Here is an 18,304-nt window from a genome sequence, read left to right as displayed (position 1 = left end):
CCCAGCGTTTTCGATTTAATTACTGTGCGGGTTAACGCTTAATATTCAGTACTTACGTTAAAGTAATTTAATAGCCACCGTTCGGCTTTCTCGCTCCACACATCGTGGGTTTCGGCCAATATTTTTGCCAGTTCCGCATAGAAAGGATCGGTTTCACCCAAACGGGCAAAGTCGCTGATTGCGGTTAATGGCATCGTAATGTGGTTATAAATAAGCTTTTTACCACCGGGAATATGCGGAAGATTGAGCACGGTATCCGGAACCGCATCCAGCCCGCCAACGTGCGTTACCATAAACGATGGCTGAATCAGCCCTTTTTCAGACATATTAAGGGCTTCAATCATATCGCCGGTTGAGCCACCAGAGGTACCAACAATATGGGTGGCGGAGTAGTGAACGTGGTAAAAATTAAACGGTACTTTGAATTTTTTATCGGTCGGGCCAGCAAAGAAGTTCAGGCAGCCGTCTTCGGCCAGCAGTTCGTCACCCATCTCTATGACTTGATCAACGGCGGCAAAAACCAAGACATCGTCGTAGCCGTGCCCGTTAGTATAACCTTTCAGCGTAGCAACCGGATCGCTAAGCTGGCTAACGTTGACGTATATCAGCTCAATGCCTTTGGCTTTAGCCATTGACTCCGGCAGTAGCTGGCGGGCGCGATTCAGGCGATCTTCATCAATGTCGGTGACGACAATGCGCGCGGGTTTGATATCGCCGTTAATGGCGTAATCAATTGCGCCTAGTCCCATTGGGCCTGCGCAGGCCAACAGCGCCAAATTGCCAGCGGGCTTGATGCCCATCCGGTGTTCATACACATAGGCAGTGGTGTGATAGCTGGCGTGATAAGCGCCAATAATGCAGCACATCGGTTCTGCCAGCGAAGCGTTAGCAAAATAGTTGCTGTTGTAAGGCAATACGCAGCCGAGATCGACAGCCTGCTTAGGAATAATCATGTAAGTGGCGTTTCCGCCGAAAAACTCATAGCTATAGCCTGCCGAGTAGCCGGTAGGCAGATTCATTGCCGGCTGTAATACAAACTTTTCTCCGGCACTAAATCGGCCGTGCAGGTTTTTGCCAACTTCAATGATGATACCCGCACATTCATGGCCGGTAATCGCAGGATGCTCTGCGATGTCATCGGGCACTCGTTTATGTTCACTGCCTAACAGCGCGGCCTTGTAGGTTGATAAGCAGACGCTATCGGAGATAACTTTTACCAACAGTTCATCATCGGTAATTGGCGGCAGTTCAAATTCGCGGATCCGTACATCCTTTTTGCCGTAAATGGCCGCAACTTTCGTTTTCATCGTATGGCTCTCTGTATTAATTGAATATTAATCGTTCACCGGTTTTTGGCTACGGATAAGATCCTCAAGGAGCTGGTCAAGTTTTTGGTCTCCAAGATAGTTTTTGATTAATACCAGTGGTTTATCGGTTGTTGCCCTCGCCCGGTCTTCAAGGCTTAAATGCGTTACGATAATGTCAGCCTGAGCGGGAATATTTTCGAGGGCGAAGTGCTTCACCTCTATATTGAGTCCGGCCTGTGCCAAGCGCTTACGAAAGGTGGTTGCACCCATGGCGCTGGAACCCATTCCTGCGTCACAGGCGAAGGCGATAAAGCGAATGTCGGCTCGGTTGCTACCTTCAGACTTCATTTGCTTAACGTCGTCCTGAGAGTCCGCAAAGCGGTCTTCTTCTGACGATGGTTCAAGTTTCAAAATGATGCTGGCGACGATGAAAGATACTAACGTACCCGCAGCGACACCGGCGCAGGTTGCCAAGTATCCACCTTTTGGCGTTAAGGCCAGATAAGAGAAGATCGAACCCGGGCTTGGGCCAGCAACTAAACCGGCATCCAGCAGAGAGAAGACGAAGGTGCCCGTCATACCACCGGCAATCATGGCGATAATCATTAACGGTTTCATCAGAACGTAAGGGAAATACAGTTCGTGGATACCACCAAGGAAGTGGATGATCATCGCCCCCGGCGCTGAACGCTTACTCATCCCTTTACCGAACAGGGTGAAGGCAAGCAGCATGCCCAGTCCGGGACCAGGGTTTGATGCCACCATAAAATAGATAGACTTGCCGGTCTGAGCGGCTTCCTGCATGCCCAATGGGTAATAGATACCCTGATCGATAGCGTTGTTCAGGAATAGCACTTTGGCCGGTTCATTAATAACCGATAAAAGCGGTAGAAATCCGGTGGAAACCAACGCTTCAATGCCTACTTTCACTACTTTGTTGGCTTCAAGCACCATTGGGCCAATAATTTCGTAGGCCAGCAGGCACAGCAGCATACCGGCGATACCCAATGAGAAGTTATTGATCACCATTTCAAAGCCGGCAGGGATCTTCTTTTCCAGCATGCGGTCGATGTGTTTAATTATCCAGCCGCCTAACGGACCCATAACCATTGCGCCGATGAACATCGGAATATCTGCGCCGACGATAACGCCGATGGTGCCGATTCCGCCCATTACGCCGCCGCGTTTACCTCCGATTAAGCTACCGCCGGTATAGCCAATCATGAGCGGGAGTAGATAGGTGATCATCGGGCCAACTAGCGCGCCGAAGTGTGTACTGGGCATCCACCCGGTAGGGATAAACAGTGCGGTAATCAATCCCCATGCGATAAACGCGCCGATGTTGGGAATGACCATGGCGGTAAGAAAGCCGCCGAATGACTGGACTTTAGCTCTTATTGATATCGATGCCATAACGGTTGTCCTGTTATTTTAAGTAGTTATTCCCTGAGTGCCTGAATCCGCTGCGTTCAATCACGTTGGGAGACATAATTTTGAGTTTTAATAACGTTTTACTATCTCTTGTAATTCACTGACGGAGGTTGCGTTGATTAATTGTTCTATGCACTCTTCTTCACACAGCATTTCGCTCAGAGCCTGAATGGCGTAGATATGAGAGTCTGCGTCTTTTGCGGCAAGGCCAATAAGTAGGTAAACCGGTTCGTTGTCATGACCGAAGTCCACGCCGTCTTTGATTAGCGTCATGGAGAGCGCCGTTTGTTTTACGCCTTCTTCAGGACGGGCATGGGGCATGGCAATACCGGGAGCCAAAATGTAATAAGGCCCGGAGTTACTGGTTGAGTCTTTAATGGCCTGAGAGTAACGAGGTTCAACGTATTGGTTTCTGATCATGCTCTCGGTTGTTAGGTCAATAGCATGCTGCCAATCGGACGCTGACTGATGAATTGAAAAGGAATCCGGAGTGAAAAAATTAATAAGCGTCGTCATGGTTAATCCTTTTCTATTCATGGCAATGGCCGAACAATGGCCACCTTTATTTCTACATGGGGCACTGATTAATTAAATTGAATCAGCCGCCATAATTGAGAGGGAGAATAGGAGGGTTATTATTTATTAGCAATATAGGAGGATATAAGCTCAATTTCATGAGCGAGATCTCGGATTTTTTAAATAATGAGAAAATGTGAATTGATATCACAAAATTTCTCGCATTATTTATTAATGTTTTAAAAGTCAATAGAGTTTTTTTGATATATTTCACAGATAAAAAATTAATTTAATTTTTTATTTTTGTGATTAATATCTGATTTCATCGGTTGATAAAATTAATTTTTATAAACTAGATGTGGCCGTCGTCTTCACCATGCTTTAATTACCGTAAGCCACTTATGGTAAGCCATTCTTGAATAGAATTAAACACATCAGCATTTAATAATTCACCAAGCCCAAGAATAACCTCTCGGTAAATTAGTTTGCTGCCTTAGTTTTATAATTCTAGTTTTACTGATGTCGTAGCTGTTGATTAAATTGGCGGCATTGATAGCGTATCAATGCCGTTATTTAGCAACCGGTTATTGCGGTGGCGTTTGATTTTGCTTTTCAGCATTAATTTGCCGCTGTTTATTTTCAGTTTCGGCCGCCTGTTTGCGTTGCTTACTTTTGTGCAAATAGAATGCGATAGCAACTACTGCAACAATAGTAACAATCTGAGGAATGCTGATACCGGCCATGGGTTATATCCTTGTTAGTCAAACTTTATGCTTATCATCGGGGGCTGAAGCCCCCGATGTATGAGATTTTAATACTTCAGTCTGTTACCGACGATAGCTTTTCTGAGCGGTATTGACCTTCTTCAGATAGTTACGTGACTCGCCGGACGGATGCTTGGTGGTCAGCGTCTCATAAACATCGCCCGGTGACATACCGTTAATGACGCCCGGCGCTTTATTTCTGTCGCTGGAGAAGACTTTAAGTACGCTACCGGCTCCGCCGTTGTACGCCGTAATTACCGCATACCGCCGCGAAGTAGGGTTCGATATTCCGCCTAAATAAGAATTCTGCAGTATTGCCAGATAAGCGGTGCCGGTATCAATATTACTCTCTGCATCAAATAGATAGCTACGGCTTGGTACGCCAGATTTCCCCTGAGATTTGAACACGTCTTTACCCGCAGTATGCTGCATAACCTGCATCAGGCCCATGGCGTCGGAACGGCTGACCGCATATGGGTTGAAACTGGATTCAGTTTGCATAATTGCCAGAATCAGAGACTCTTCCACTTTATATTTTTGCGCGGCCTTACGCACCAGCGGCAAATATTTGTGGGCGCGTCGATCTAAGTGATTTGGCACTAACGGAATTTCAACCGACCAGATAACTTTGAGGCCAGCGGTGCGTTTTTTCAATTTAGCCTGTAGCAGGTAGTCGGCAAAGTGGCTGGCGCGCCATTCCCAACGGATGGTATTGCCATCCTGATCCATGACCTGCCCGTACAGGAAGGGCTCTTTGCTGATTTGGATATCATTGGCATCAGAATAGAGGTCAGTGGTTTGCGGGTCTTCACCCATCAGTAACGTATTGATGATTGCCTGACGCAGGCTGGCCTGGGGATTTTCTGCGGCAAGGGTTTCGACAGTAATCGTACCGGCGTCAAAGTTAATGTGACTGCGGGTGCGATATTGGTCGGTATATTTCACGTAGTCTTTGGGCCCGGCGATTAACACCTCATGCATGCCCCAAATGTTTTCGACGTTATGGGCAAACTGGCCCATTAGAATGTCAAACGCATTAGTGTCTTTAGCGTAAAGATCGCTGTCATCGGACGATTTTTTTCCGCCGCCGCATGAGAACAGGAGCGGCGTGATTAATAATATCGCACAGAGTTTTTTTATGTTAACTGTCATGATGTAGCTTCAATTATTTAGAGTATAAGGGTTAGTTGTTTAGCGGCGTATATCCTTCGATATGGACTTCTTTCCCTTCAAACAGGAAATTGACCATCTCTTGCTCAAGAAGTTTACGATGCTCAGGATCCATCATATTTAATTTCTTTTCGTTGATGAGCATCGTCTGCTTGGTCATCCATAACGCCCAGGCTTCTTTTGATATTTCATTGAAGATACGTTTACCTATTTCGCCGGGATAAAGCTGGAAGTCCTGCCCGTCGGACTCTTTTTGCAGGTAAGTACAAAAAATGGTTCTGCTCATGCTTAATCCTCGTTTTGATATCTAAGCTGATTTAATAATCGTTCGACCGGCGTAGCTAATCCGACTGATGGCGGCTGGCTCAGGTTGTACCAAAGCCCTTTGCCTTCGTCCATCAGGGTGCTGGCGGGCAGCGAATCGAGTAGCATCGGAACGATGTCCAGATGAAAATGACTAAAAGTATGACGGAACGCGATTTGCTGCTTTAGATCGCGCAGGGACATACCGTGGTTTTTCAGCCAGAGCGCCATTGATTCAGTGTCGCTAAACTGTGGGAAGCAATACAGCCCACCCCATAGCCCGGCGTCCGGTCGTTGTTCTAGCCAGACTCTATCATTGTTCTTCCATAACAGAAACCATGCGTTTCTTACCGGTATTTGCTGTTTTGGCTTCTTGCCCGGATAACTGGCCCAGCTCTGGTTTGCATAGGCGATACAGCCCATATTCAGCGGGCATAGCTCACATTTGGGCCGCGAACGGGTACAGACCATTGCCCCTAAGTCCATCATTGCCTGATTAAACTGGGCTACGCCTTTTGCCGGGGTAACGTCGGTGCTGATTGTCCACAGCCGTTTTTCAACATCTTTCTTACCCGGCCAGCCTTCAACGGCATAACAGCGGGAAATAACCCGCTTCACGTTGCCATCGAGAATAGGATAATGCTGGTTTTGAGATAAAGATAACACCGCCCCGGCGGTAGATCGGCCAATGCCGGGCAGCGCGTTAACGGTTTCAAAATCAGTCGGGAATATGCCTTGGTGTTCGTCCGCTATTTTCTTTGCGGTTTTATGCAGGTTACGGGCTCTGGCGTAGTAGCCTAACCCTGTCCAGAGATGCAGCACTTCATCGGTCGGTGCGGCAGCGAGATCGGAGATAGTTGGGAATTTTTCGATAAAGCGTTGGAAATAGGGGATCACGGTTGTCACCTGTGTCTGTTGTAACATAACTTCAGACAGCCAGACATGATAAGGCGTTTTTTCAATTTGCCAGGGAAGCGTTTTTCGACCGAATTGTTGATACCAATTCAGAACTGCCTGTGCAAATGACTGCGCTTGCATCATAAAGTGTGATATTTCCAGCATGATAAAAAGATGGCGTGATTCCAGCACAGACAGGCAGCAGAGTAAACTGTAACTTGCCCTGACAGGCTATCTTTCTGTCATTAAGGCACAGAATCATTAACTTTGGCAGAATTTGGGCGAGTTTGTCGGGATGATTGTTTAAGTACGGGAGCAATATAAGGTATTATGCCGCCGATATATCGTTATAGACCATATACACCGACTACATAGAAAAACAGAACCTTTATGATGAATGACGTAATTTCGCCAGAGTTTGATGAAAACGGCCGCGCGCTGCGCCGTATACGCAGCTTTGTTCGCCGTCAGGGGCGTTTGACCAAAGGGCAACAGTTTGCGCTGGACAACTTTTGGCCAGTAATGGGCGTAGAATTTCAGCCTGAGCCATTAAACTTATCGCTACTGTTTAGCCGAGAGGCACCGGTAACGCTGGAAATTGGTTTTGGTATGGGAATGTCTCTGGTTAAAATGGCAGAAACTAACCCGGGGCAGAATTTTCTTGGTATTGAGGTTCATAGCCCGGGCGTGGGTGCCTGTTTGTCTTCTGCCCATGAGGCTAACGTAGCCAATTTACGGCTAATGTGTCACGATGCGGTCGAAGTTCTGGAGAAAATGATTCCTGATGCTTCTCTGGACATGGTTCAGCTATTTTTCCCTGACCCGTGGCATAAAGCTCGGCACCATAAACGCCGTATTCTTCAAACGCGGTTTGCCGGGTTGGTATTACAGAAATTAAAAGTGGGTGGCGTTTTTCATATGGCTACCGACTGGCAGAACTATGCTGAACATATGCTGGAGGTTATGAACGCGATTGCAGCGTATCGTAATTTGTCTGCTGATGGTACTTATGTGCCGCGCCCTGATTCTCGTCCGCTCACTAAATTTGAGCTGCGCGGTCAGCGTTTAGGGCACGGCGTTTGGGATTTGATGTTTGAGAGGATTGAATAATGGCACAACAACGTAGTCGTCGTTTACGTAAAAAGATGCGTCTTGATGAATTTCAGGAAATCGGCTTTATGGTGAGCTGGGAGTTTCCTGAAGGAACTACCGTTGAGAAAGTTGATGCAGCCATTGATCGCTTTATCAGTGAAGTTTTTGAAGCCCACGACCTGTCTTTTGAAGGTGGTGGTTATTTGCAGTGGGATGGCCTTGTTTGCCTGCAGAAAATCGGTAAATGTACTGAAGAACATCGCGCCGTTGTCAGCAAGTGGTTAGAATCTAACGGAATGAACAATGTTAAATCTAGCGAATTAATGGATATTAATTACTTCGATTAATCGCGGTTGTGATGTTCAGTCTGAAAAGAGAAACGCCCGTTTTTATGGGCGTTTTTGTTTTCGATTAGTTTTATTCAGTCGGCTTTTACGTAAATTCCGTTCGTATTGAGTTCATTTGAGTATTAGCTATGCCAGATAATCATCCTGTTCCGAAGCGTTGTTTTCAGATGAAATTTACACGCCAGTCAAATCAAACTACTTTGTCATGTCAGACCTTGAGCCGTTGGTCCCACATTTAAATGAACGCTCAAAGTGAGCCGGTGTCTATAACTGGTGAAATACGACCGACGCATTAATCATTGAGGAAGAGTTATGTTACGAAAAACCGGTGCAGCCTTAGCTATGCTAATGGCGATGCAGGCTAACGCGGCTTACAACTGTAATGTAGAGCCAAAAGATGACATTTTTATTAGTCCACAGACCGTGAAAATAGCGGGTGCCAGCGGTGAATTGGTTATTGCTAAAAATGGTGATGTAACCCGCAATGGTAAAGCTCTGACGCTATCGTCTACTGCACGTCAACAGGCGGTAAGCTATCAGGAAAATATCCGTACTACGCTGCCTTATGTTAATGATGGCGTTCGCTCCCGTCTGACCGTTGCACAGAGTTCACTGGACGGCATTATCGTTAAGCAGTTAGGCACAGAGAGTAACGTACGCAAGCGCCTGACTACGCTCAGTAGCGATTTGACCAAAGAGATGGAAAAAGTGCTGGAGCCTCGAGCAGAAGGTTTAGCTTTCCACCATCAGGCTATTACTCAGGTTGAGGCTAATGGCCGTACTCTGCTGAACAGCACCCTTGGTGGCGTTCTTCAAGACAGCATCAATGAGCTGGGCGCTAAGCAGCTTGCCGGTGTCGCTAAGTCTGATAATCCACTACAGGCTCTGTTAGGTAATCTGGGTGGCCTACAGCAAGATATTCAGAATGAGTGGAAGAAACAAGAGAAGGATTTTGATCGGTTCGGTAACGAAGCTTGTGGAAAAGTTACCCTGCTGGAACAACAGCGCACTGATTTACTCAAGGCGTTGCCGTAATATATCAACGTTATTTACATTTTAATTAAGCCCTCAAAATTGAGGGCTTAATTAATTGGTGAAAGCCCGGTCACCGCGCTTAAATGATTATAGAAACAGCTCCAGCAAGGAGTTCAGGAATAATTTACCTTTTTCAGTCAGTTGCCACCGTTCTGCGGTTTCCAACAGATAGCCATTTTCCTGTGCGCTAATAATTTTATCCCGAATCACGCTTTCATCTAGCCCGGTCAGGCGGGTGAAGTCTGACCGAGGCATGGCTTCTAGCAGGCGGAAACGGTTCATAAAAAATTCAAACGGGCGTTCATCAGCGTCAACGTCGTACTGTTTGTCCAGATAATCACCGGTCATATAGCCGCGAGGATGCCGGGTTTTAACCGTGCGCAGAATTCGGCCGTTGGTGAAGCTGAGCTTTCCGTGAGCGCCGCAGCCGATGCCCAGATAGTCACCGAATCGCCAATAGTTGAGGTTGTGCTGGCACTGATAGCCGGGTTTAGCATAGGCCGAGGTCTCATACTGCTGATAGCCAGCTTCACTGAGTAAGGCGTGGCCGCGCAGATAGATATCCCACAGTGCATCGTCGTCAGGCAGCACCGGAGGCCGGGAGCCGAATAGCGTATTAGGCTCAATGGTTAACTGGTACCACGACAGGTGCGGTGGACTAAGCGCAATAGCCTGACGCAGATCGTCAAGGGCTTCGTCCGGTGACTGGTCAGGCAGGCCGTGCATCAGGTCGAGGTTAAAGCTGCGTAGGTTCAGGTTTTGAGCAAGTTCAGCGGCGCGTTTGGCCTCAAGAGGCCCGTGTATTCTTCCTAAGCGCTCCAGCTTAGTGGGGCTAAAGCTCTGAACGCCGATAGATATCCGGTTGACTCCGGCCTTTTGGTAGGCGCTAAAGCGCTCAGCTTCAACCGTACCGGGGTTCGCTTCCATCGTAATCTCGGCATCAATAGCCAAGGTTAACCGGCTACGAACGCCGTCGAGTAAGCGCTGCATGGCTTGTGCGCTTAACAGGCTTGGCGTTCCGCCGCCGATAAAAATGGTGCTAACCGGCCTGCCGCTGGTGAGGGTAACATCAGCGTCCAGATCGGACAGCAGATGATCCACATACTCTATATCCGGAATTCCGCCTTTCAGCGCATGGGAATTGAAGTCGCAGTACGGGCATTTCTGCACGCACCACGGAATATGAATATAAAGGCTCAGCGGCGGTAAATTAAGCATTGCGTAACGCGTCCAGCAGCATATTTAGCGCCTGTCCCCGATGAGAGATCTGGCTTTTTTGCTCGCGGCTGAGTTCAGCGGCGGTACAGTTTAATTCAGGAATGTAAAATATGGGGTCATAGCCAAACCCACCTTCGCCGACCGGGCTAAACAGCACTTCACCGTGCCAGCTACCGTGAAACACTAACGGAATAGGGTCGTCAGCGTGGCGCATATAGACTAATACGCAGTGGAACTGAGCCTGACGTTTTCCTTCCGGAACCTCTTTCAGCGTGTCGAGTAGTTTCTCAAGATTGTCTTTATCACTGGCATCAAGGCCGGCATAACGGGCGGAATAGATACCCGGAGCACCGCCTAAGCAGTCAACGGCAATGCCTGAGTCGTCCGCGATGGCCGGTAAACCGGTAACCTGCGCGGCATGACGCGCTTTGATAATGGCATTCTCAATAAAGGTTAATCCGGTTTCATCGGCTGAATCTACGCCGAGATCGGTTTGAGCCACTACGTCAAAGCCGAAATCTGCCAATAGGTTTGCCAACTCACGAACTTTACCGGGGTTGCCGGTTGCCAGAACAAGTTTTTGCATTAGTTAGGAAGTCCATCGGTTGATTAAAATTAGATGATGTAATGCTGATGGCACATAGCATAACTCAAAGTTTTCCGGCTGATGAGTTTATCTGGCATTGAAGGGCTTATTGCGCTATTTTTTGTCGCCAAAATTGCGGCAGGAGTGCCTGTAAAAACTCATTTGGCCAATTAGTTTGAGGTGAATGAAACATTATCTTTTGAATTGATATGCTTTGTTACATGTCTGCTATGATTTCTAATATGCTTCTTAATATAAAAGTGTTTGATGATAAATAAACATAGCGTCATAAAGGTATTGAAGTGGATAGCCAGTATTTTTGTCATCCTGTTGGTTATTTTAGCTATCTTGTGGGGGTGGTTTCGTAACCATTCCGATCGGCTGTGGAATATTGTGAGTCAGGAATGTATACCTCAGGCGCTTCCAGCCAACCCTTCTTGCCTAAAGGTCGTTCTTACACCTGATGCTCAACGAGGGTATTTGGTATTTAAAGATCGTCGGGGGCCACTGCATTTTTTACTGATGCCAACGACACCGATCGGGGGCATTGAAAGCGATACCTTACTGGATGCAACGACCACTGACTATTTTCAAAAAGCCTGGCAGGAGCGCACCTTTATCGCTCAGAAATCAGAACAGCCGGTACCACGAGACATTGTTTCTTTAACCGTTAACTCATCCTACGGTCGAAGTCAGGATCAGCTTCATATTCATATTTCGTGTATTAAGCCGGAAGTAAAAGCCCACTTGGAAGCCCAGTTAGGTAGGTTTAGTGAGCGCTGGACGCCGGTGGAATACGGTATTAATAATCATGAATATATTGCCCGGACTTTAACCGACTCGCAGTTTCAGCAGATGAGCCCGTTCCTGCGTTTAGCGCAGGAGGTACCCGGGGCAGATAAGCAGATGGGAATGTACGGTCTGGCGTTAGTCGCCTATACCAGCAAAAATCGTGTTCCGATGTATCTGCTATTGGCTAATAAGTTCGATCTTCTGGCGTTGGATTTTGGGTATACCGGCGATATTCAGGACTATCAGTGTGATTTATTGAAGACCGCGGACAAGCTGTGATTCACGTTTTCGCGAGTTTGCCATATTGGCTAACTCGATAAGCTTTGCTGTTCAATGATGGCCGCCACTTCCGGCGGAACTTGCTGAGGATGATGTATTTTTACCTGCTTATGTCGGCCTAGCTCACCTTTTTCAATCTCCACCATTCCCTTGGCTACCTTGAACCGTTTCGCGAGAAACTTGATCAGATGAGCGTTAGCCTGACCATCGACCGGCGGAGCGGTGATGGCCACCTTTAACTCTTCTCCGTGCAGGCCGACAATCTGATCCCGACTGGCTTTTGGCTGAATATACAGGCGTAAAACCATGGCGTCGGGCAACTGCTCTACGGCACTCATCCCAGAAGCAGAGCCATCACGTCGGCTTTCAGATAATCCAACGCATACAGCATCATAATGATTATCATGGCTGACAGGTCAATACCGCCCATGGAGGGTAAAATGCGGCGAATGGGGGCCATTAGTGGCTCAGTTAGCTGAATTAATAGCTGATCGACCGGATTACGGCCTTGGCTTATCCAGCTCATCAGGGCGCGGATAATAATTACCCAGAACAGCAGTTTCCCTGCGGCAGTCAGCAGCCCTATCAGCGCTAAAGGGATAAATATAGGCAAGAAAACGAATTGGCCGTTGGTGAGTACGATAGTTAGTACATACTTCAGCAAAGTTAATACATAGGCCAATAGTAATGGAGACGTGTCGACTGGGCCGATGGCAGGAATTACTCTGCGCAGCGGGCCAATCACCGGTTGGGTTACTTTGACAACAAACTGTGAGAACGGATTATAGAAATCAGCCCTGACCCACTGCATCCACACCCGCAGCAGCAATACGGATACGTAAAGATCGAGCACGGTAAAAATTACAAAAGATAAAAATTGCATGTTCAATCCTTGGCTATTGTCTGTTTGATGATCGCATTAGATCAATGCATTCATCATTAAATCTGGGGGCTAGCATATAGTAAATCAAGGAAAAATGGCAATGAAGCCGTTAACTCATTGCCAGATCTGTATTTTAAAGCGATTTTTCCATTTCAATCGCGCGTTTGATCGCTGCCTGCATGGCCGACGCCACCGTTTCTGACAGGCCATTTTCATTAAATACGCGTAGCGCTTCGGCCGTTGTTCCGCCTTTAGAGGTAACCTGCTGGCGCAAAGTATCGATTTCAATTTGTGGGTTAGCTTCAACCATATGAGCCGCGCCCAGCGCTGCCTGTTGTACCAATAACCGTGCGGTTTCAGGGCTAAAGCCAAGGCGTTCAGCTTCCTGTTGAATGGCTTCCATAAACAGGAAGAAATAGGCCGGAGCGCTGCCTGCAGCCGCAATAACGCTATTTATACCACTTTCGTCATTCACCCAGCATATTTTACCCACCGATTCCATCAAAGTTGCGGTAAAGGTTTTGTCTTCCGGCGTGACGTTGGCTGGTGCATAGAGCCCGCTCATACCCAAGCCGATCAGCGATGGGGTATTGGGCATAATGCGGATAATATCCACTTTCCCCAGCATCTGATAAAAACGCTCTACGTTTATTCCGGCGGCGATAGATAGAATAAGCTTCCCGCCCAGCGCGACCTGCTGGCTAATCGGGGTGCAAACCTCGGCCATCATTTGGGGCTTAACCGCGAATACCACGACGTCCGCCTGTCGGGCGCTTTCAACGTTATCGTTACTGCAGTTCACCGCATATTGGCGGTGTAGTTCACTTTCTTTGCTTATCGACGGGGAACAGGCGGTGATGAGCCCGGCAGGGTATCCGCCGTTCACTAATCCGGCAATGATAGCTTTAGCCATATTACCGGCACCGATAAACGCAATTTTACGATGTTGCATAGGGGCCTTACCTTATAAATGTAGTCTGATTAAGCGTAATCTCTGGCACCAAAAATAGCGCTACCAATGCGAACCATGGTGCTGCCAGCCCGGATAGCGGTGCTCATATCATCGGTCATGCCCATTGATAACGTATCGACCTGAGGGTAAATGGATTTAAGCTGCTCATAGGCCAGCGTCATCTGATGGAATACCGCTTCCTGACGCTCTGAATCCGACTCCGGTGCCGGAATAGTCATCAGGCCTCGTAGCATTAAATTCGGTAACGAGTGAATTTGCTCTGCCAGCAGCGGCAATTCGGCCAGCGTAATGCCTGACTTGCTTTGTTCATCGCTGATATTAATTTGAATTAGCACGTTTAACGCTGGCATACCGACAGGGCGCTGGTCACTCAGTCGTTGGGCAATTTTTTGCCGGTCTAACGTATGCATCCAGTGAAAATACTCGGCAACCGGTCGGCTTTTATTGGACTGGAGCGGCCCAATAAAATGCCACTCTAGCCGATCTGCAAAGGGGGTATCGGCAAAGTGCTGAATTTTATCTATACCTTCCTGTACATAGTTTTCGCCAAACAGGCGCTGACCGGCGTCAATAGCTTCCTGAATGGCTATCACAGGTTTGGTTTTACTCACTGCAAGTAGTTGAATCTCTTTTGGATCGCGATCGCATTGTTGTGCGGTTAATGCAATCTGACGCCTTACTGTATCAAGATTTTGTTGGATAGTTGTCATGAGTCTATTCAGGGAGTCGGTTATGAAGATGTGCGAATTAGTGGCCCTTAGTGTAAAGCAAAATGCATCCGATCTGCACCTTTCTGCCGGTCATTTACCCATGTTGCGCGTTAACGGTGATTTACGGGCCTGTGGCGACCATAAATTGGACAGCCAGTGGTTAAACGATTGGCTTTTACTTTGGCTCAGTGCCGATCAGCAGCAACAGTTTAGTGCCAGAGGGCAGCTGGATTGCGCAATTACATTAAACGGCGGCGTGCGGCTTAGGGCCAATTTCTTTCAGCAACGTTCAGGAATATCGGTCGCTTTGCGCTTTATTCAAACGGTTATTCCGGACGTCAGCACCTTAGGTATTCCCACCGCGCTTATTGATATTAGCGACCGCGATGACGGGCTGGTTATTATTGCGGGGGCGACTGGAAGCGGAAAATCAACCACGCTGGCGTCGCTGATTGCCGGTATTAATCAACGGGCGAGTCGGCATATTATTACGCTCGAAGATCCGATTGAGTTTATTCATCAGAGCCATACCAGCCTCATACAGCAGCGTGAAATTGGGGTGCATGCAGAGTCTTTTTCTTTAGGGCTTAGGGCCGCTCTGCGACAGGATCCAGATATCATTTTATTAGGCGAATTACGCGATGCCGAAACTATCCGCCTGGCTTTAACCGCCGCTGAGACAGGGCATCTGGTTTTTGCAACGTTGCACACCCGTTCGGCTATTCAGCTAATGGAACGTATCATTGACGTTTTTCCGGCAGAAGAAAAACGGTTTGTCAGCACCCAGTTAGCCAATTCCCTTCAGGCCGTGGTTTGCCAACGATTGTTGCCAGACGTACAGGGTTCGCGGGTGGCTGCGTATGAAGTACTGATCAATACGCCCGCAGTTAGCAATATGATCCGTGAAAACAAAACTCATCAACTGCAAAGCATACTACAGACAGGTTCAGCGGTAGGGATGCAAACCATGGAGCAGAGTATTCGCCAGTTGATAAGTCAGGGAAGGGTTGCTGAATGCCACTATTCCTCATTACCCTAACTGTTTCTCAAACCAGCTTTCTAAAATGATCGTCGCAGAAGCCGCGTCTACGCTACCTTTGTCCAGCGCGCGAAAGCCACCTCGGTCAAACAGGTCTGCTCTAGCTTCAACCGTACTTAATCGTTCATCGTGGAGCGCAATCTGAACGCCAAAACGGCCGTGTAAACGATTAGCAAATTTACGCGCCTGTGCGGTAACCGGCTGCTCAGTGCCGTCCATATTGAGCGGTAAGCCAACCACCACCAAATCTGGTAGCCACTCTTTAAGCAGCTTCTCTACCTGTTGCCAGTCGGGATTACCCTCTTTGGCTTTGAACGAGGTCAACGGACGGGCGGTTCCGGTAACTTCCTGACCGATAGCGACACCAATGCTTTTGGTACCAAAGTCAAATCCTAACACGGTACGATTAGCCATTAGGCGTGGCCTACCTGAGTGGTAATGGTATGGATATCAATACCCAGCTTTTGGGCGGCGGCCTGCCAGCGATCGACAATTGGCGTGTGGAATAGTATTTCGCTGTCGGCCTCAACCGTTAACCAACTGTTTTCTAATAGTTCGTGTTCGAGCTGCCCGGCTTCCCAGCCAGAATAGCCTAATGCAACCAGCGCTTCCGGTGGCTGAGAGGCCGTGCCCAACGTTTCTAATACATCTTTAGAGGTGGTAATCATGACGCTTTCAGCAATTTGTATGCTGGACGAAAATTTTTGTAGCGGGGTATGCAAAATAAACCCGCGATCTTCAGCCAGTGGGCCACCGTCAAATACCGGCCGAGCCAGATGCACATTGGATACTTTCGGCGTCGGTTCAATATGGAGCTTAGCGAGAACTTCTTCTACCGTCAGCTGTTCCAGCGGTTTATTGATAACCACGCCCATCGTGCCGTTTTCATTGTGTTCGCAGATATATACGACCGAACGGCTGAAATACGGGTCTTCCAGAGACGGCATAGCAATAAGGAAATGGTTTTGTAGATTCATCATGTTTTAAACCAGCTGGCTGAATAAATTTAAGGGCATGGGGAATTTATGGTTGACGATTATATCAAGATAAGCGCGGTAGCGCTCAGCTATTAGCCCACGGGGGAATGAGCGGTTGCTACCGCTAAACGGTCCGGCCGCCGGTAAGACGGCCAGACTGACTGTCGCTGGCTATTTTGCCAGACGACGTTCAATCGAATCCATTAGCATGCCGGTGATAGAAACGTCGGGGAATGCCGCTTCGATTTCTTTCACGCAGGTCGGGCTGGTTACGTTGATTTCCGTCAGTTTGTCACCGATGATGTCCAAGCCTACGAAGATCAAACCTTTTTCTTTTAGAGTTGGAGCCACGCTACGGGCAATTTTCCAGTCGCTTTCGCTTAGCGGACGGGCTTCACCACGCCCGCCTGCTGCCAGATTGCCTCGGGTCTCTCCCTGTTTAGGGATCCGGGCTAAGCAATAAGGTACCGGCTCGCCGTCGACCACTAACACGCGCTTATCGCCTTCGGCAATTTGCGGAACAAAGTTTTGCACCATGCAATAGCGGGTGCCCAGCTCCGTCAGGGTCTCAATAATGACCGACAGGTTCGGGTCGTTTGGCTTGACGCGGAAAATGGATGAACCACCCATGCCATCGAGCGGCTTAAGAATAATATCGCCGTGTTCGGCGTAGAATTTACGAATATGCTCCGCGCTGCGTGACACCAGAGTGGACGGCGTTAACTCAGGGAACCAGGCGGTGAACAGCTTTTCGTTACAGTCACGCAGGCTCTGCGGTTTATTAACGATGAGTGTCCCTTTGACTTCCGCGCGTTCCAGAATATAGGTTGCATAGATATACTCGGTATCAAACGGCGGGTCTTTGCGCATCAGGATAACGTCCAGATCCTGCAGGGCAATGTCCTGTTCGCCGTGGAAATCATACCAATGCTGTTTATCCGCCTGCACCGATAAAGTACGGGTACGGGCGCGGGCTTCGCCGGTGTGGAGATACAGATCGTTCATTTCCATATAGTGCAGTTCATAGCCGCGTTTTTGGGCTTCCTGCAGCATAGCAAAACTGGTGTCTTTCTTAATGTTGATGGATGAAATCGGGTCCATCACAATGCCGAGCTTGATCATGTCTATCTCCTTTATCCCAGATCGCCGAAGCGAATCTGTAGGGCAGCAATTGCGGTAAGCGCTGCAGTTTCGGTACGAAGAACCCTAGGGCCAAGTAGGATATCGGTAAAGCCATGGCGGGCCGTCATATCAATTTCTTCCTGTGAAAGCCCGCCTTCGGGGCCAATCAGCAGGCGAATATCTTTAATCGGCATCGACAGTGTGTTAATGCTCTGGCTGGCCCGGGGATGTAGATTCAATTTCAAACCTTCGTCAGGCTCAGCGCACCACTCTTCTAGCCGGATAGCCGGGCGAATTAGCGGTATTTGGTTGCGCCCGCACTGTTCACAGGCGGCAATGGCTATTTTTTGCCATTGCTGAACTTTTTTCTCAAGCCTTTCGCGATCGAGCTTAACGCCGCAGCGCTCTGAAACCAGCGGCGTAATAATATTGACTCCCAGCTCGATTGATTTTTGGATGGTGAATTCCATCTTTTCTCCGCGGGAAATAACCTGCCCGAGGTGAAGGTTAAGCGGAGATTCCCGGTCATCAACCTGTTGGTCAGCGATCTGAACCCGTACCTGCTTTTTATCAACCAGAGTAATTTCAGCGCTAAATACCTGATTACTGCCGTCAAATAGCAAAACTTTATTCCCCGGTTGCATACGCAGAACCCGGCCGACGTGATTGGCCGCATCGTCACTCAGGGCGATATTGTCAGGAACGCTGAGCGGTTGAGGGTGATAAATGCGTGGAATTCGCATAGTTTTATTCAGTCTTCCAGTCTCTTCCTGAGCCAACAGGATATATCAAAAAAGCGTTTCTCTGGCCGGTTATGTCCTTCGCGCTCGATGCGTTAGCCGCAGCGTCAGTGAATGGGGAAT

The 18,304-nt window shown here is 48.2% G+C and carries 22 protein-coding genes; 5 read left to right on the top strand and 17 right to left on the bottom strand.

The features are described 5' to 3' along the window. Window positions 1-38 precede the first annotated feature (38 nt). From GVI43_RS05980 to mutY, 7 genes are all read right to left on the bottom strand, one after another. A complete protein-coding gene (locus tag GVI43_RS05980; RefSeq protein ID WP_159565952.1) occupies window positions 39-1,307 on the bottom strand; it encodes a zinc-binding dehydrogenase in 1,269 nt (422 codons plus the stop codon). A 27-nt stretch (window positions 1,308-1,334) separates the two neighbouring features. Then, window positions 1,335-2,720 (bottom strand): PTS mannitol transporter subunit IIBC, encoded by a 1,386-nt coding sequence (locus GVI43_RS05975; RefSeq protein ID WP_159565951.1) that lies wholly within the window; start codon window positions 2,718-2,720, stop codon window positions 1,335-1,337. Window positions 2,721-2,807: 87 nt separating this feature from the next. Next, window positions 2,808-3,254, bottom strand: a complete 447-nt coding sequence (locus GVI43_RS05970; RefSeq protein ID WP_159565950.1) for a PTS sugar transporter subunit IIA — start codon at window positions 3,252-3,254, stop codon at window positions 2,808-2,810. Between the two features lie 584 nt (window positions 3,255-3,838). After that, window positions 3,839-3,997, bottom strand: a complete 159-nt coding sequence (locus GVI43_RS05965) for a hypothetical protein (RefSeq protein ID WP_159565949.1) — start codon at window positions 3,995-3,997, stop codon at window positions 3,839-3,841. An 84-nt stretch (window positions 3,998-4,081) separates the two neighbouring features. Next, complete coding sequence (gene mltC, locus GVI43_RS05960) at window positions 4,082-5,158, bottom strand: membrane-bound lytic murein transglycosylase MltC (RefSeq protein ID WP_159566065.1); 1,077 nt, start codon at window positions 5,156-5,158, stop codon at window positions 4,082-4,084. A 43-nt stretch (window positions 5,159-5,201) separates the two neighbouring features. Then, complete coding sequence (locus GVI43_RS05955) at window positions 5,202-5,474, bottom strand: oxidative damage protection protein (protein ID WP_159565948.1); 273 nt, start codon at window positions 5,472-5,474, stop codon at window positions 5,202-5,204. Between the two features lie 2 nt (window positions 5,475-5,476). Continuing rightward, entirely contained in the window at window positions 5,477-6,532 is a 1,056-nt protein-coding gene (gene mutY, locus GVI43_RS05950) for an A/G-specific adenine glycosylase (RefSeq protein ID WP_159565947.1), read from the bottom strand. 246 nt (window positions 6,533-6,778) lie between these two features. On the opposite strand from mutY, the gene trmB reads away from it, so the two are divergent. From trmB to GVI43_RS05935, 3 genes are all read left to right on the top strand, one after another. After that, window positions 6,779-7,498 (top strand): tRNA (guanosine(46)-N7)-methyltransferase TrmB, encoded by a 720-nt coding sequence (gene trmB, locus GVI43_RS05945; protein ID WP_159565946.1) that lies wholly within the window; start codon window positions 6,779-6,781, stop codon window positions 7,496-7,498. Continuing rightward, complete coding sequence (locus GVI43_RS05940; protein WP_159565945.1) at window positions 7,498-7,827, top strand: YggL 50S ribosome-binding family protein; 330 nt, start codon at window positions 7,498-7,500, stop codon at window positions 7,825-7,827. The genes trmB and GVI43_RS05940 overlap by 1 nt, the downstream gene beginning before the upstream one ends. A gap of 312 nt (window positions 7,828-8,139) precedes the next feature. After that, the gene (locus tag GVI43_RS05935) at window positions 8,140-8,862 is read left to right on the top strand and encodes a DUF2884 family protein (protein WP_159565944.1); all 723 of its coding nucleotides are present in this window, start codon (window positions 8,140-8,142) and stop codon (window positions 8,860-8,862) included. A gap of 87 nt (window positions 8,863-8,949) precedes the next feature. Here GVI43_RS05935 and hemW read toward each other — a convergent pair whose 3' ends face one another. Together hemW and rdgB are read right to left on the bottom strand one after the other, a co-directional pair. Next, complete coding sequence (gene hemW, locus GVI43_RS05930; protein ID WP_159565943.1) at window positions 8,950-10,080, bottom strand: radical SAM family heme chaperone HemW; 1,131 nt, start codon at window positions 10,078-10,080, stop codon at window positions 8,950-8,952. Then, window positions 10,073-10,666: an RdgB/HAM1 family non-canonical purine NTP pyrophosphatase gene (rdgB, locus tag GVI43_RS05925; RefSeq protein ID WP_159565942.1), complete on the bottom strand. Its 594-nt coding sequence runs from the start codon at window positions 10,664-10,666 to the stop codon at window positions 10,073-10,075. The genes hemW and rdgB overlap by 8 nt, the downstream gene beginning before the upstream one ends. A gap of 267 nt (window positions 10,667-10,933) precedes the next feature. On the opposite strand from rdgB, the gene GVI43_RS05920 reads away from it, so the two are divergent. Continuing rightward, complete coding sequence (locus tag GVI43_RS05920; protein WP_159565941.1) at window positions 10,934-11,737, top strand: CDP-diacylglycerol diphosphatase; 804 nt, start codon at window positions 10,934-10,936, stop codon at window positions 11,735-11,737. Window positions 11,738-11,766: 29 nt separating this feature from the next. On the opposite strand, the gene yggU is transcribed toward GVI43_RS05920, so the two are convergent. From yggU to GVI43_RS05900, 4 genes are all read right to left on the bottom strand, one after another. Continuing rightward, window positions 11,767-12,075 carry a DUF167 family protein YggU gene (gene yggU, locus GVI43_RS05915; RefSeq protein ID WP_159565940.1) on the bottom strand — a complete coding sequence of 103 codons (309 nt, stop codon included), beginning with the start codon at window positions 12,073-12,075 and terminating at the stop codon, window positions 11,767-11,769. After that, window positions 12,072-12,620, bottom strand: a complete 549-nt coding sequence (locus GVI43_RS05910) for a YggT family protein (RefSeq protein ID WP_159565939.1) — start codon at window positions 12,618-12,620, stop codon at window positions 12,072-12,074. The genes yggU and GVI43_RS05910 overlap by 4 nt, the downstream gene beginning before the upstream one ends. Before the next feature lie 133 nt (window positions 12,621-12,753). After that, complete coding sequence (proC, locus tag GVI43_RS05905) at window positions 12,754-13,572, bottom strand: pyrroline-5-carboxylate reductase (RefSeq protein WP_159565938.1); 819 nt, start codon at window positions 13,570-13,572, stop codon at window positions 12,754-12,756. A 29-nt stretch (window positions 13,573-13,601) separates the two neighbouring features. Then, entirely contained in the window at window positions 13,602-14,303 is a 702-nt protein-coding gene (locus GVI43_RS05900) for a YggS family pyridoxal phosphate-dependent enzyme (RefSeq protein ID WP_159565937.1), read from the bottom strand. Between the two features lie 22 nt (window positions 14,304-14,325). Here GVI43_RS05900 and GVI43_RS05895 point away from each other — a divergent pair, with 22 nt between their 5' ends. Next, the gene (locus tag GVI43_RS05895; protein WP_159565936.1) at window positions 14,326-15,342 is read left to right on the top strand and encodes a type IV pilus twitching motility protein PilT; all 1,017 of its coding nucleotides are present in this window, start codon (window positions 14,326-14,328) and stop codon (window positions 15,340-15,342) included. On the opposite strand, the gene ruvX is transcribed toward GVI43_RS05895, so the two are convergent. The 4 genes from ruvX to rsmE form a co-directional block, all read right to left on the bottom strand. Continuing rightward, window positions 15,334-15,756, bottom strand: a complete 423-nt coding sequence (gene ruvX, locus GVI43_RS05890) for a Holliday junction resolvase RuvX (RefSeq protein WP_159565935.1) — start codon at window positions 15,754-15,756, stop codon at window positions 15,334-15,336. The genes GVI43_RS05895 and ruvX overlap by 9 nt on opposite strands. Next, a complete protein-coding gene (locus GVI43_RS05885; RefSeq protein ID WP_159566064.1) occupies window positions 15,756-16,319 on the bottom strand; it encodes a YqgE/AlgH family protein in 564 nt (187 codons plus the stop codon). Before GVI43_RS05885 ends, ruvX begins: the two co-directional genes overlap by 1 nt. Window positions 16,320-16,490: 171 nt before the next feature. Then, complete coding sequence (gshB, locus tag GVI43_RS05880; RefSeq protein ID WP_159565934.1) at window positions 16,491-17,441, bottom strand: glutathione synthase; 951 nt, start codon at window positions 17,439-17,441, stop codon at window positions 16,491-16,493. Window positions 17,442-17,452: 11 nt separating this feature from the next. Continuing rightward, on the bottom strand, window positions 17,453-18,184 hold the full coding sequence (gene rsmE, locus GVI43_RS05875) for a 16S rRNA (uracil(1498)-N(3))-methyltransferase (RefSeq protein ID WP_159565933.1): 732 nt from the start codon (window positions 18,182-18,184) through the stop codon (window positions 17,453-17,455). Window positions 18,185-18,304: the final 120 nt, after the last annotated feature.

Origin of the sequence: Budvicia diplopodorum (assembly GCF_009800925.1) — a bacterium.
Classification (GTDB): domain Bacteria; phylum Pseudomonadota; class Gammaproteobacteria; order Enterobacterales; family Enterobacteriaceae; genus Budvicia; species Budvicia diplopodorum.
The sequence above is the reverse complement of the archived record's forward strand: the minus strand, read 5'-3'. Positions and strand labels throughout refer to the sequence as shown.